The 14,438-nt window shown below is 44.3% G+C and carries 14 protein-coding genes and 1 pseudogene; 7 read left to right on the plus strand and 8 right to left on the minus strand.

Annotated elements, in window-relative coordinates; translation table 11 throughout:
* Positions 1-355 precede the first annotated feature (355 nt).
* Complete coding sequence (locus JGK20_RS29610) at positions 356-1,384, minus strand: hypothetical protein (protein WP_293175540.1); 1,029 nt, start codon at positions 1,382-1,384, stop codon at positions 356-358.
* 103 nt (positions 1,385-1,487) lie between these two features.
* On the opposite strand from JGK20_RS29610, the gene JGK20_RS29615 reads away from it, so the two are divergent.
* Positions 1,488-2,423, plus strand: a complete 936-nt coding sequence (locus tag JGK20_RS29615) for a metallophosphoesterase (protein WP_293233151.1) — start codon at positions 1,488-1,490, stop codon at positions 2,421-2,423.
* A 156-nt stretch (positions 2,424-2,579) separates the two neighbouring features.
* Here JGK20_RS29615 and JGK20_RS29620 read toward each other — a convergent pair.
* The 3 genes and pseudogenes from JGK20_RS29620 to rpe form a co-directional block, all read right to left on the minus strand.
* Positions 2,580-2,780: pseudogene (locus JGK20_RS29620) on the minus strand (transposase); the annotation flags it as partial.
* 144 nt (positions 2,781-2,924) lie between these two features.
* Positions 2,925-3,071, minus strand: coding sequence for a hypothetical protein (locus JGK20_RS29625; protein WP_293233153.1), 147 nt, complete (start codon positions 3,069-3,071; stop codon positions 2,925-2,927).
* A 715-nt stretch (positions 3,072-3,786) separates the two neighbouring features.
* Positions 3,787-4,488 (minus strand): ribulose-phosphate 3-epimerase, encoded by a 702-nt coding sequence (gene rpe, locus JGK20_RS29630; RefSeq protein ID WP_293175534.1) that lies wholly within the window; start codon positions 4,486-4,488, stop codon positions 3,787-3,789.
* A gap of 240 nt (positions 4,489-4,728) precedes the next feature.
* Between rpe and JGK20_RS29635 the strand changes: the two genes are divergently transcribed.
* Positions 4,729-5,103: a hypothetical protein gene (locus JGK20_RS29635; protein WP_293156757.1), complete on the plus strand. Its 375-nt coding sequence runs from the start codon at positions 4,729-4,731 to the stop codon at positions 5,101-5,103.
* Between the two features lie 104 nt (positions 5,104-5,207).
* Entirely contained in the window at positions 5,208-6,614 is a 1,407-nt protein-coding gene (locus JGK20_RS29640) for an LCP family protein (protein ID WP_293175532.1), read from the plus strand.
* Positions 6,615-6,725: 111 nt separating this feature from the next.
* Here JGK20_RS29640 and JGK20_RS29645 read toward each other — a convergent pair whose 3' ends face one another.
* Positions 6,726-7,148, minus strand: a complete 423-nt coding sequence (locus JGK20_RS29645) for a DUF2809 domain-containing protein (protein ID WP_293175530.1) — start codon at positions 7,146-7,148, stop codon at positions 6,726-6,728.
* A gap of 159 nt (positions 7,149-7,307) precedes the next feature.
* Between JGK20_RS29645 and JGK20_RS29650 the strand changes: the two genes are divergently transcribed.
* Positions 7,308-7,949: a ceramidase domain-containing protein gene (locus tag JGK20_RS29650; protein WP_293175528.1), complete on the plus strand. Its 642-nt coding sequence runs from the start codon at positions 7,308-7,310 to the stop codon at positions 7,947-7,949.
* A gap of 433 nt (positions 7,950-8,382) precedes the next feature.
* On the opposite strand, the gene JGK20_RS29655 is transcribed toward JGK20_RS29650, so the two are convergent.
* On the minus strand, positions 8,383-11,073 hold the full coding sequence (locus JGK20_RS29655; RefSeq protein ID WP_293191567.1) for an ABC transporter substrate-binding protein: 2,691 nt from the start codon (positions 11,071-11,073) through the stop codon (positions 8,383-8,385).
* Positions 11,074-11,166: 93 nt separating this feature from the next.
* Here JGK20_RS29655 and JGK20_RS29660 point away from each other — a divergent pair, with 93 nt between their 5' ends.
* Positions 11,167-11,304 (plus strand): hypothetical protein, encoded by a 138-nt coding sequence (locus tag JGK20_RS29660; protein ID WP_293175524.1) that lies wholly within the window; start codon positions 11,167-11,169, stop codon positions 11,302-11,304.
* 88 nt (positions 11,305-11,392) lie between these two features.
* Here JGK20_RS29660 and JGK20_RS29665 read toward each other — a convergent pair whose 3' ends face one another.
* The gene (locus tag JGK20_RS29665) at positions 11,393-11,626 is read right to left on the minus strand and encodes an ATP-binding protein (protein WP_325315812.1); all 234 of its coding nucleotides are present in this window, start codon (positions 11,624-11,626) and stop codon (positions 11,393-11,395) included.
* Positions 11,627-11,807: 181 nt separating this feature from the next.
* Between JGK20_RS29665 and JGK20_RS29670 the strand changes: the two genes are divergently transcribed.
* Entirely contained in the window at positions 11,808-12,161 is a 354-nt protein-coding gene (locus tag JGK20_RS29670) for a hypothetical protein (protein ID WP_293233155.1), read from the plus strand.
* A gap of 97 nt (positions 12,162-12,258) precedes the next feature.
* Here JGK20_RS29670 and JGK20_RS29675 read toward each other — a convergent pair whose 3' ends face one another.
* Positions 12,259-13,158 carry an alpha/beta fold hydrolase gene (locus tag JGK20_RS29675; protein ID WP_293207531.1) on the minus strand — a complete coding sequence of 300 codons (900 nt, stop codon included), beginning with the start codon at positions 13,156-13,158 and terminating at the stop codon, positions 12,259-12,261.
* Between the two features lie 229 nt (positions 13,159-13,387).
* On the opposite strand from JGK20_RS29675, the gene speB reads away from it, so the two are divergent.
* Positions 13,388-14,317, plus strand: coding sequence for an agmatinase (speB, locus tag JGK20_RS29680; RefSeq protein WP_293175516.1), 930 nt, complete (start codon positions 13,388-13,390; stop codon positions 14,315-14,317).
* Positions 14,318-14,438: the final 121 nt, after the last annotated feature.

Below are 14,438 nucleotides of genomic sequence, written 5' to 3' on the forward strand. Positions count from 1 at the left end.
ATATTTAATTTCTACTTGTTGGACTTGAGTTAAAATTGTCATTTTTCAATTTTTCTCAAAATTAATTAATTTAATCTCTGGTGTAAATCAACTTTTTAAGGTTCGTAGTGAGGACTTCAGTCTTCTCTCATTTGATGAGGACTGAAGTCCTCACTACAAACCTAGCTAATTTGATGCTGCGTCCTGGACTTTCAGATGGATCTGACTGTTTGCAGATACAGAGAATTTAACGGTGCATCTCATTGTGGCAAGGGCGAAGCATTTCGGCACATAATTTATGAACCAGAATCAGAGATTTACTGCCGAAATGCTTCGCCCCTACGAATAGATTTGTAAAAAGGAGATGCTCCCGAATTTAAACTTTATTAATTCCTCTTTCTAAAATAATCATCTCCGAGCCAACAACCGGACTTCTCGCTATTAACTTACCTTCCAGATTTGCAATTTGTAATTTGCTGAAATCCAGTGAGTTAGCTTCTTTCCACATTTGACTGGCGAGCTGATTTTGCTCTACATCGCTGAGTTTGTACCAATCTTCAGCGACTTTGACAGTCAAAAGACCGATCGAGAAATCAGCATCAACAGACTTAACTAAACCGCCGCCCAGTCGATTAGTAATTTCAGCAACTTGATTTTGAATCGCCGCAATCAGAGACTGTTCCGGCGTCAGTGGTGGCGGCGGGAGAATTTCTACAGGTTCCGGTTTTTTCGGCGCTGCTAAATCGGGCAATTTGCTTTTAAAATTAGCGGGTGTAGGCTGAGAATTTGCGATCGCCTCTGGGGATTTCGCTGTTCCCGGCGCCACAAAATCGTCAAAGGTTGGGGATAGCTGTGCTGCTGGGATAGGCGCTTTTGCTAATTTCTGGGGCGGTTTTGCCGAGAAACTGTTGAAAGTTAAACCGATCGCAACGATGAGAATTGCAGCTAAGGAGGCGTTTAAAATTGGATCGGACAGCTTGGCGTTCGCAGATGCAGGTAGGAACGATCGAACTAACCGCACAATACTTTGCCAAAGTACGCCGACTTTCCCTAAAAAACTGCCGCCCGCGGGTTTAGATACAGGCTTTTTAGCGAATTTTACCCCAGCTTTTGGCGGGGGAACGCTGTTAACTTTCGCAGGCGGAGGAGGAGTTGTTGCTGAGTTGGAAGCAGTTGGTGCGGGCTTTTGGGGCTGCAAAGGAGGTTCTGCTGCTAATTTTTTTCCCCCTTTTCCCAAATTCCCAATCGAGGTCATCAAAGCTTTGATTTTCTCATTTGTGGGAACAGAACTGCTAGCATTTTTAGCTGTGGTGCGAGTCGCGGCCGACTTTGCTGGGGAATCTACCTCCGGTGTCGGAGATTCAAACGGTTCTGGAGTTGGTTGGTTTAGTGGTTCTTCTGACATTTTATCTGCCTTGGAGCGTTACAAATATATCTAAACAGGATAAATTTTAGGTGAGCCATCTCATCCTTAATTTATCATTTCATTAGTTCTACCCAAATTTCTCATGAGCATCAAACGCCGTCACTTTCTAATTTTAGGCAGTCTGAGCGCCCTAGGTTTGGCCGGAGTCTCGAAAATGCTTCAGCTTCGGACTTCCTGGGGTAAAGACGCCAATGCTGCTGTGCCTTCTAACCTTGAGGCCCAAAGGGCGATCGTCCCATTGCCGGCCTCACCGCCTATTTTACGCTTTATTTCGCTGGCCGACACCGGTACCGGCGCTGAAGGTCAGTATGCTGTGGCTGAGGCGATGGCGCAATATCACCGGGAAAATCCTTTTAACATAGCTGTTCTCGCCGGCGATAATATCTACAATAACGGCGAAATTGAAAAAATTAATGCTGTTTTTGAGAAACCTTATCAGCCGTTATTGCAGCAAGGCGTTAAATTTTATGCTTGTTTGGGAAATCACGACATTCGCACTGCTAACGGCGACCAGCAAGTTAAATATCCGGGTTTTAATATGCAAGGTCGCTACTATACTTTTCGGCGCGATCCGGTACAGTTTTTTGCATTAGATACCAATGACAATGCTGACTGGAAAAATCAGCTTGTTTGGCTGGAGAAAGAGTTAAGCCAAAGCACTGCACCCTGGAAAGTTGTGTTCGGTCACCACCAGATTTATTCCTCTGGCGTGTATGGATTGAATCAACCTTTTATTAAGACTTTGACGCCTTTGTTTCAAAAATACGGCGTGCAGCTTTATATCAACGGACACGAACACAGTTACGAACGCACCCGCTCGATTGACGGTACGACTTATTTAATTTGCGGTGCTGGCGGAGGGACTCGTCCGGTGGGGCGTTCTGAGTGGACGGAGTTTTCTGCTAGCCGCCTGAGTTTTGCGACGTTTGATGTCTATGAAGACCGGATGTTTGTCAGTGCGATCGGTACTGACAAGCGGGTTTTTGACCGGGGAGTGCTAAAAGTGCGATCGGCTTAATTCAAATTATATTCAGGAGCAAACAAAATGAATAGGGGTTGTAGAGCCAATAAAACGGTTTTGTTTTAGAAGCAACTGTAGAAGGTACGTTGAGAGGTCAACGGCATCCCCTAAGTCTATCAAAACCGCATAAAATAGCCAACTAGCCCAGATTTAAATCTGGATTCCGTTGAGCAAACCTGTCCATAAATAACTTAAATTTAAAAGTCTCTTTACTGTACAAAATATATCTTCAATTCGCCAGCGTCTTTGATACAAATCTGCCACTACATAGGGGGGTAATATTTTAGGTTCTCGGACACTTGTTAGATAAGAACGCCAGGATTTCTTTGAGCGAACTTGTACTAATCTTATAGTCCAATACGGTTTACTTAAAATTGTCCGAAGAGAGGAACGAAGCATAAGCCCTAGCCCTTTCAGGGCGGCTTCGCCAACGGGCAGGCTTCGCCAACGCAGTATCTATTTTTCATAGGGTTTTACCCCCAGGGCCCCTGCACCTATCTAAATTATCTGGTTTTTGACATCATAAGTATTGGTTAATACCCGCTCGACCTGATAAGATGCACCTTTCTTAATCCGAGTAATAAATCCAATTTCTTGCTCGATTAATTTTTTCCAAAAAGCGAAGTGATAGAAGCCTCCTACCATACAGCAAGATTTTTGGCTTAACTGTTTTTAGGAAATCTTCCTCGAACATGAGTATCTGCTTGTTTCGGATTTTCCCAAAAACAAATTTCTTCGGGAAGATGAGTTACTAGGTCTACGATTACTCCCATTTTTCCGGATAATTGACCAATTGGAAAATCTGATAAACTTTCTAGTTTACGAAATAATGCTTCTAATGTTGAGCCGTCAGCTATCCAGATATTTTAAAAGTTTTTTAAGGCAAATTGTACGCTATCTGGTAATGGTCTCGATTTTCTCATCAACCATTTTTGTCGAAAATGAGGTAGTAATTCTTTAAACACTTTTTCAAATAAAATTGCTCTCAAAGTTAAAAATATGAGTGATAATACCATTTTTTTAAAGTTATGACAGACTTTGGCAAACAGGGAAAGTGTATAAATTACAATGTCTTGTCGTGTTCGATCTCTATCGGATCTTTACGGTGACGGATGCGGAGGTTATTAAAGAGATTAAACGATCGCTTTTTAGTTGGCTAGTTCCTGGCTTTGTGAAGGATACCGTTAACCTGACGTTGCGGCTTAGATCTTGATACTTTTAGGACTGATAATGTCGGCTCAATATTCGACATCAACAGACGTTTAAATATCTCAAATAATTATCGCTTCACAGATGCCTGTGAAGCGATAATTTTCGGAAAAGTCTATTAGCAATTTATCGGACGCGATCGCATTTTTAATTAGACAGCCGCCAACTGTGGAGTCGGACGCTTGCTGTTGCGGATACCCTCGATCGCACCAGCATAATCCTTCGCCTTAAATACCGCAGAACCAGCTACGATCGCATTTGCGCCCGCTTCCAACACCTGCCAAGTATTATCCACCTTCAAACCACCATCCACCTCAATCCAAGGATCGAGACCTCTCTCGTCGCACATTTGGCGCAACTTGCGGATTTTCGGCACAACAGTCGGAATAAAACTTTGACCGCCAAAGCCCGGGTTGACGCTCATAATCAGCACCAAATCGCAAAGTTCCAGCACGTGCTCGATCAACTCCAGCGGTGTCGAAGGATTCAAAACCACACCAGCCATTTTGCCCAATTCCCGAATTTGACCCAGGGTGCGGTGCAAGTGAGGCGAAGCATTGTGTTCGGCGTGCACCGAAATAATGTCAGCACCAGCCTTAGCGAAGTCCTCCACGTACTTCTCCGGCTCCACAATCATCAGGTGGACATCCAGGGGCTTGGTAGTAACCGGGCGAATTGCTTCGACAATCAGCGGCCCGATCGTAATATTAGGTACAAAGCGACCGTCCATCACATCTACGTGAATCCAGTCGGCGCCAGCGCGATCGACAGCCTGAATCTCTTCTCCAAGACGGCTAAAATCGGCTGATAATATTGATGGAGAAATAACGATCGATTTTTGGGATTTGGTCATGGCTAAGTCTGTTCTCCTGTCTCCTGTGCTGTATCCAGTTTATCAAAATGCGGCTCTCCAGGTCGAAAAGTTGTCAATAATAGGTAAAGGCAGGTTTAGCGGCCAAATTTTGCCTCTAAGAGACAATCTTTGTGCAAAACCTGCCCTGCTCTCCGAATTTTGGTTTAGGATATAAATTTTGCCTCTAACAAATAACTTGTGTGCAAAACTAGACCTTCTACAAATTTTCAGTAGCGAATTATGAAAAATAAAGATCCCTTAGACAATCCCGAACTCGATCGGGCAAGTCTGTTTGTACTAATGATCCCAGTCATCGGCTTTTTCCCCGCCCTGTGGAATCTTTACCGCCGTCAGGGCAGCCCCGAGCGCAAAGCCGTCAGCCGATTGGCAATTGCCCTTGCATTTAGCTGGCTCTTAGGACATATTCTTTTAGAAGCTGGAGCGATTTCTGCGGAATCTTCGACACTTACCATGTTATTAATGAGTAGCCTGCTGACAACTAGCTATTTTATCGTTGCCCTGGGACTGATGGTTCGCCTCTGGAAGCGTCAACCGCTATGGTTGCCCGGAATTAGCCGCGTAGCCGAGCAAGTGGTCGGCAAACATTTATCATAATTTAGGGTTCTTTTAAGCCCCTACCGTATTGATTGACTGCGTTTTCAGCTTGATACTACATATTGTCACGATCTTTTTTATTTTTGTTGTGTGTGAGGAAGCCGATGCCCGCTCAAAAAACTCCTAATCAAGACCCTATCAAACAATCAACCGCTCAACCTTCAACCAAAAAATCGCACCAACCGCATCGAGGCCGTTGGCTGGGTTTTGGTTTTGGTTTGGCTGGAGTAGCCATGCTCTCAGCCACAGCCGGAGCGCTGCTAGCCGTCTCCCTTTCCACAACGCCGCTTCAGCAACAAAAGTTGAGCCCTGAAGAAGCGGCGGTGTTTTCTCAAGGCGACATGGCAAAGCTCAACATGAAGATGCCGGAGCTGACTCGCCCAGTTAATATTTTAGTTCTAGGACTTAAGGTTCTGAGTTCAGACCTCGAAGGCCATCCCGATAAAGACAAGGGATACGATGTCTGGCAAAACTCTTTTAAGGGGTTAACCGATACTATGCTGTTGGTGAGGTTTGACCCTCAAAATAAAAAAATAAGCGTGCTTTCCATTCCGCGAGACACCCGCACCTATGTCGAAGGTAGGGGTGTCGTGAAAATCAACGAAGCTAATTACTACGGCGGCCCTGCTTCTTCAGCGAAGTCAGTGAGCGGACTGCTGGGCGGCGTGGGAATCGATCGCTATGTCACAGTCAATATTCAAGGCATCAAAAGTTTGGTAGATGCCCTGGGCGGGATTACGATTAATGTCCCTAAAGACATGAAGTATACCGATGAAAGTCAGCATTTATATATAGATTTAAAGGCTGGCAAACAACGTCTGAATGGCGAACAAATCGTACACTATTTGCTTTACCGACATGACGATTTAGGGGATATCGGGCGGGTACAGCGCCAGCAATTGTTGATGCGGGCTTTTGTGGAAGAGCAAGTTAATGTTGGTTTGCTCTCTCGGTTGCCGAAGATTTTATCGGTGATTCAGTCTCACCTTGATACTAATTTGAGTATAGAAGAATTGGTGGCTTTGGCTGGTTTTGCTACTCAAACCGATCGCGCTGGAGTGCAGATGTTGATGGTTCCGGGCAAATTCAGCGATCCTAAGGACTACAAGGCAAGTTTTTGGTTGCCAGACCAAAATGGCATCGAAACTCTGGTAGCAAAGCATTTTGACTTCGGTCAAAATACTTGGACAATCGAGAATGCTGATTCGACTTTTCTGAAGGTGGCGATTCAAGACAGTACGGGCGATCGATCGGCTGTTGAAGATTTTGCCAAGACTTTAACTCGGGCAGGCTATCGAAATGTGCAAGTTTCTAAAGCTTGGCCTGAACCGCTAGATGTAACGACGATTGTAGCTCAAGACGGGGACATTAAAAGTGCTGAAGCGATTCGCCAGTCTTTGGGTTTTGGAGAGGTGCTGGTTGAGAGTACCGGTTCTTTGCAGTCGGATGTGACAATCAGATTGGGTAAGGATTGGTTGAGTCAAAAAACTCAGTCTGGCGGAGGGCTTTAAGTCTTTGTGAACGGAGATATTTTTGCACTAATATCAGCAACAGGCAAGATGCCTGTTCCACAAAAATTAGATTTTATTGTGGAACGGGCATCTTGCCCGTTTATGAAAGGCTTATTGACAATGGTTCGATCGCCTCAGCCACCGCACCCACACCCAACCCAAAAAACTACCGATAAAATAAGACGGAAAATCCCACCAAGTAAAGGAGTTTCCCAATACCAATCGTCCCGGTAAAGTAGCTCTAGCTGCTTGTAAAAACGGAGGTTGCCACAGTTGCAGAAACTCCAATCCGCAGATAGCAATACACACTCCTATAGCAACCCAAACGAGGGAAGCTTGCGGCCACAAAAAAACTGTTAGCAAAATCCAAAATATTTCATAAGCTACGGCCCCGAAAAAATCGTTGAACCATTCCGGTGCAGGGCCGCGAGAAAACCTGACTGCGTAACCTAAAGGGATAATCACAGCAATGCTTATTAGCAAGGCTACTCGGTATTTGAAAAAACGGCGATCGGGATAAAATGGAGAATTCATTAAATTTGAGACAGGTTTTTTGTTCAATTTAACGATTGTACTGTAGTCTGAATTAGACATCTCCTAAAGAGCCACTCAAGGGCAGGCGTTCCGCCTAATCCCTACTTTCCACAAGAATTATGGAACAGGTCTATTATACTCTCAAAACAGTGACATGACATGAATGATTACATCGATCTTTACTGCGAACGTATTATTCCTGGTTTATGGAGTGAACCACTAAATGCTGTATCTAATATTTCTTTTTTCATTGCAGCATGGGCTATTTTTCAATTGACTCGGCAACAGCAAAAAGTACCGACTGGTATTTGGATATTGATTAGTTTAGCCACCAGTATAGGTATTGGAAGTACCCTATTTCATACATTTGCGACAGAATGGGCAGGATTGCTAGATATGATTCCTATTGTGCTCTTTCAGCTTGTTTTTTTATGGTTATATAGCCGTCAAGTAGTTAGAATGAAATATGGATATGCAGGAGGATTGCTAGTAGGATTTTTATTTGCAAGCAACTTCAGCAATCAATTTACAAATGTACTCAACGGTTCTCTTTCTTATGCTCCTACTTTTTTAGTATTACTAGGGCTTGGACTATATCACTACCAACAGCAAAAGCGTGAGCCATTTGTTCTATTAGCAGCATCGGGGGTATTCTTGTTAGCCCTTTTATTCCGAACTGTCGATCGCGCAATTTGTCCTTACTTTTCAACGGGCACTCATTTTCTTTGGCATCTTTGTAATGGTATTTTGCTGTACTTATCGGCAAGAGCATTAATCCTAAACAGGTCTATGATGGAGTAGGGTTTACTTAAGAAAAATCTGACTTGCCCAAAATGGCTATATTGCCAGAAAATCGTCAGATGAAATTCATCAAAAGCATTAAGTAAACCGTATTGCAATACAATCCACTCCATCAAGAGAAGAGTTTTGAACCGTATTGGGGCGCTTTTGGCGCAGAGGGAAGAGTATTGCGAGGGTTTTGGATGTCGTAAAAAAACCTTTTATCCCTCCCCTCTCTGTGTTCTCTGTGTTCTCTGCGGTAAAATATTCTTAATATCTACTTCACCTCTTTATAATCCAAAAATCGTCAGATGAAATTCATCAAAAGCGTTAAGTAAACCGTATTGGTCTATGATGGAGTAGGGAGCGATCGCCTCTACCCCTCTCCACATCCCTAAGCACCTCTTCTAGCAACATCCGCTCTAAATGCCGGGAGTAAGCTAAAATCTGCAATCTACCGATCGACTGGCGCAAAATCGTAACCTGCACCAGATTTAGAATCGGGTACAATTTGCAAAAGAACTACTTTGCTATTGCGATCGCCACTCGACAAAAATCTAATTTCCCCCGTTGCACCGCTAACTTTGAAATCCTCAGCAGCTAAGGCTTTAGCCAGCATCACTCGCCCCGCTTGACCGCTATTCGGAGCAATTTTGCCGATCGACCTTCCCATCCGCAACACCTGCACCGCATCGTAACTCATCGCCGTCCGCCAGCTAACATCAATTCCCCACAAATTTCTAGCTAATTCTACAAATTTTTGATTTTTACTATCAGCAAAATGCCAAGGTACAGAAATTATAGCCCCGTTCAAAGCTGCTCCACCCTGTTTCAATAAATCCGTATTGTATAGAGCATCACCGCCAATTATTGGCAAACCTTTTTGATTATTTTTAGCGATTTCCAGGAATGAATTTACAGTATCTGAATCTGGTAGGAAAACTAACACATCTGCTTCCATCCCATCGATGTGCGTCGCCGAATTTGGCTCAGATAAATCTACTTCTTTAACAACTTGACCGCCTTCCAGAATCAAAGTAGTAGAAAAAGCTGTTTGCAGAGACTTGCTATAAGAACTTTTGGAATTGTAAAAAACCGCAGCCGTGCTTTTTTTCATACCAGTTAACATATAGCGAGCTAAAGCCGTACCTGTAAATTGGTCGCTCGGTATCGTCCGAAAGAAATAGTTTACTCCGTCAGGGCGCCTCGGAACCGTTGCTAATTCAATGCTCGTGCTCGTAGGTGCGATCGCCACCATTTGATTTTGACTGTAAATTGGAGCAACTGCGATCGAAGTTTTGCTGGTGCCGTGACCGACAACCGCTAAAATACTGCTATCTGCAATCAGACTGTTCGCAATAGCCTTCGCCCGATTTTCATCGTTACCGTCATCAGCAATAACCACCTTTAAAGGCACTCCCGCCTTAATTGCTTCGTCTTGAGCTTGAGCTATCCCGCGCAAGATTTCCGCCGCCCCGCTGAGATTGTCGCCAATCGGAACTACTGCGGCAATTTTCAAAGCTTGTGCAGTACCGAGTCGAGCGTTATTGAGATAAATTAAAGTTTCCGCGTCTGTGCGATCGACTTTTACAGCCGCTTCTAGCTGACTTACCGCCGTTTTGAAGTCACCGCTGGCGATCGCGCGAACTCCTGCTTGCTTGTCAGGATTTGCCGTGCTAGCGAACAAAATGCGATCGCCCGCACTGATGTAACTGCTGGCATCTACAGGCGAGGAAGTTTCGGCATTTTCCGGTGTCACCCCAGGCAAAGAGGGCAATTGAGAATCGCTAGGATTCAGACTTCTCTCAGCTAAGTGTACAGCATCTTTGAGGATACTTATCAACTCTTTTTTGAAGACAAAAGCACCCGCACCTAAAGCAATTAAAAATATCAAAAATACATAAATAAGCCAGCTTTTGTTACTGCTTTTTTGAGAGTTATCTTGCTCGTGACTGCTCGCCAAAGTAGCCACTGTTGGCTCCTCCAAAGCTGCTAACATTTCCTTAGCATTAGCGAACCGACTTCGGGGGTGAAATCTAATCGCTTTATCCAGAACTGCGGCAAATCTCACACTCACCTTTGATGAATGATTCTGCCAAAGCATCTCCCGAGTTTGGGGGTCAGTTTCTAAATCCTGGGGCCACTTTCCAGTTAGTAAATAAATTGCCGTCAATCCCAAACTGTATAAATCGCTCGAATATTCGGGTCTCCCAGCGGCTTGTTCCGGAGCCATAAATTGGGGCGTTCCAATGGAGATTGTTACATCATTTAACCCAGCAGTTATCCCTTGATTAATTGTTTCCTTAACTACGCCGAAATCTATCAAAACTGGTTCGTCGTCAGACTTGCGTAATATAATATTTTGGGGTTTAATATCTCGGTGGATAATCTGTTTTTCGTGTATATAATCCAAAACTATTAGCAGACTTGTCAGGATTTTTTTAACTTCCTCCTCGTTCATTCTTCCAACAACTTTGACTCGGTTGTTAAGCGTTTCCCCGTCTATCCATTCCAGCGCCAAGAAAAATAAACCGTTTTCCTCAAAGTGCCCGTAAAGTTTGGGGATTTGAGAATGCCCTTCGCCCAACTTTTCCAAAACAGCAGCTTCTTGAGAGAAACGCTCTCGAACACTTTGATCGATATCAGGATTATTTGTCTGCGGCTTAAGCTGCTTAATGACGCAACACCGGTGCGAAGGCATTTGCGTGTCTTCGGCCAACAATGTTAAGCCAAAACCTCCTTCTCCCAACTTCTCAATTACCCGGTACCGATTGTTTAAAAGTTGTTCTGATTCTGGGTTGGGTTCCGGCGGCTGCAAAATCTCGCCGTTGATTTGCACGGGACTTTCTACTGCGAGAATTCCATATTTGCCACTCCCGTTTGGTTCGGTATGAATTAGCATGGATGTGTCGCCGTTGTCTTTTAACTTTCTCTTGAGTTCAAAAATGCGATCGACTATTATTTTCTCTTCGTCACCTGTTGGGGGACGCTTGTACAACACATTAAAAATCGCTGTCGGTGCGACATATTTGCCGTAGTGTTTGCTCAACAGCAGCAGCACGATATACTCTTCTTTGTTTAGGTCTATGCACTCGGAAGCTAGCTTGACGGTGCGGGTTTTAGTGTCGATGCTCAAGTTGTCCATACCGAAAAGTTTTATTGATAACTGAGAAATTAATAAAAATGCAAGTAATTGGTAAGAAATCGAGTATAGCCTTTATCAGGCAGATCTGGTACAATGACAGCACTGGGTAAACTACTGGAGAGATGTTTAGCTCGTCAACTGGATGGAATGCTCGTACCAGAGGCTGCAAAACAGGCTCGATCGCACGAGCGAGAAGGGACAATATCCTTAACCCTTAGACTTATTGTATAAATCTTCTATCGCTCCCGAAACCGCAGATAAACGCAGATAAACGCAGATGTATTTCCAGATAAGTCTTCTTAAAAATTTTCAAGTTCCGTTAATAGCGATCGCCCACAGGTAAGCTCAGTATAAACGCTGTTTGACCGAGGATAGCAGTATCTAGTTGAATATCGCCACCGTGGGCCCTTGCGATTTCCCATGCTAGGCTTAGTCTCAATCCCGATCCTGCTATTTTTTGGATCTGAGTGAAGTAGCCGCGATGGAAGCGCTCAAAAATACGATCGCCCTCGCTCAAAGAAATATCCTGAGAACTATTGACAATTTTCACAATGACTCTTTTTTCCTGATTGCCTGTATGTTAAAATTGCAATTGCAAAATTTGATAAAGTCAAAGGAGCAATACGAAGGACAGTTTTAGATCTAATCTAGTATCTCAAACCCTTGATGGCTATAGGGATGACTATTTTTTCAATCTTTAAGTCTCGCCCGCTCGTTTCAAAAAATCATTAAAAATGCCAGGGCTTACTCGCGATACGCTTACAGTCCCTTTAGCAAGTTTTCCGTTGGTGGGTACTAAAAAGCAAATCACTAAATATTTAATACGCCTAAAAGCAATGCACTGTACATGGGAAGAAGATGGTAAGTATTATTTGATCGATCCTAAAAAAAACTATCTTCCTAATACGCTAAAATGTTGCACCATACGTTATCACATTGAGCGAGAAGATGATGATAAAAATTCTGACTCGTTTGTATATTATTTAACCAATCTTAACTACATTTCGCCTCAAGCGTTTCAAGAACATGAGCTAAAACCCTTATTTTGGGACTCATTGTTAAGATGTTGCGGTATTGAGGTTGACTAAAATATTAATAGATGAAATTTTAGCAATACTATTGCTATCCCCATCAGCATTACCAGGCTCCAGCCTGGTAACGAGTAGAAACTTCAACTGTCAACTATCAACTGTCAACTGTCAATTGTTTAATCCATTCGAGTAAAATCGGATTCACTAATTCCGGGGCTTCATCCTGGGGACAATGGCCTACGCCCTCCAGCGGAATAAACTTTTCTACAGCCGGAAACTTGGCTAATTCTCGCCCGAGGGCGATCGGCTCCCAAGGGTCTTTTGCGCCCCATATAATCAAAGCAGGACAGTTCAAACGCGGTAACAAATCCTCCGGTAAGGGGCCTTGAGAATAGCTGATAAATGCTACAAATACATCCACTGCGCCGTTGTCTCGCGCTGGTTTCAACAAGATTTCTACAAGTTCGTCGCTGACAGCTTCGGGACGGTGATAGGCTTGCAAAAGCACTTTTTTGACTGTATTCGGCGTTGCTAATTGTTTGAAAAATAATTGACTAATCCATTTGACATTTAAAATCTTTTGTGCTATTGGCGCTCCAAAACTGCGATACCAAGGCATTTCGGCGCGTTTGCGATCGTGCAACAAGCGCAGGGAACAATTGAGTAAAATTACACCAATGGCGATATCTGGAAAATCGACAGCGGCTTGCATAATTGCTACGCAGCCGATCGAATTTCCCACCAAAAAAGCAGGCCCGCCCGCAACTTCCCGACAAAAATCAGCAATCAACTGTCCCCAAGTCTCAAAAGTATAATCAATCTCCAGCTTGGGTGCGGGTTTCGCAGAACCGCCAAAACCGATAAGATCGATCGCAAAACAACGACAATCAGCAGCCAACGCCGGTAAATTCTTGCGCCAGTGGCCCCAAGACGCGCCGAAACCATGGACAAACACCACCGCAGGGCCCTGGGAACCCGCAGCCTGATAGCAAATCGGAAAGCCTTTCCACATCCAGGTTTGAGGCCGGGCAGCAGTTAACGTAGAAGAAGTCATATAGGTAAAAAAGTGAAAATTTAAGGGTGCAAAGGACTAAAGTCCTTACTACCAACCGTATCGCAATTCGAGGCAACCACGGAAATATACGCAAACCTTCCTTCCCTCCTCCCTCTGCGCCCTCTGCGCCCTCTGCGGTTAAATCCTCTTTCTCCTTCCTTTGTAGTTAGAGCCGCTATTATGTCAGGATTAAAGATGCTGCATTTTTTGCCTTATTCAAACTTCCCCTATGCCAACGATCATCTCAACTTCTGTCGTACCCTTTCTCGGTTCCGAAATTGTACCCGACTACGACACAGCCAAAGTAGTTATTTTACCAATTCCCTACGAAGCAACAACCACCTATCGGCGGGGGTGCGAAAACGGGCCGGCTAAACTGCTAGAAGCTTCTCACCAGCTCGAATGCTACGACGAAGAACTCGATCGCGAAGTTTGCTACGATGTTGGTATTTATACCGCATTGCCGATCGCCGATACCCGCAACCAGCAACCAGTATCATCCCTAGAAATGCTGCAAGTCACGCAACAAACCGTGCACCAGCTAATTACCGAAAATAAGTTTGTCATCTCCCTCGGAGGCGAACACAGCATCACCGCCGGCGTTGTCGAAGGCTACCGCCAAGGATACCCCGACGAACCCTTCACAGTCGTGCAAATAGACGCCCACGGCGACTTGCGGCACGAATACGAAGGCTCGATTCACAACCACGCCTGCGTGATGCGGCGGGTTGTCGATATGGGCTTACCGACACTGCAAATCGGGATTCGCGCTATCTGCAAAGAAGAAGCCGACTTGATTAAAGCCAAACAGCTAAACGTGTTTCGAGCTCGGGAAATAGCTAATCAACCGGATTGGGCCGATCGCGCAATTGCTAGCATAACAACCAAACGAGTATTTTTGACGATCGACCTAGACGGCATCGATCCGACATTAATACCAGGAGTTGGCACGCCGGAACCAGGTGGGTTAAATTGGTATTCGCTCACCGGATTTTTACGCCGGTTATTCGAGTCCTACGAAGTCATCGGCTGTGACATCATGGAATTAGCACCTGTTGTAGATTCTGTAGTCTCAGAATTTACCGCCGCCAAACTAACATACAAAATGATTGGATATCAAGCTCTGGCGAAAGGTTGGCTAAAGCAAGACGAGGAATAAATCGCCAAGTCCGAATTCAAATAGGCTGTTAGTCAGGCTATAATTAAGGTAAAGTCCAAAAATAACCTATTAGATTCGCACCGATCCTTTCATCTTTCATCTTAGAAAATACTGCTCCTCA

It is taken from the genome of Microcoleus sp. PH2017_05_CCC_O_A (genome assembly GCF_020738785.1).
Taxonomy (GTDB): domain Bacteria; phylum Cyanobacteriota; class Cyanobacteriia; order Cyanobacteriales; family Microcoleaceae; genus Microcoleus.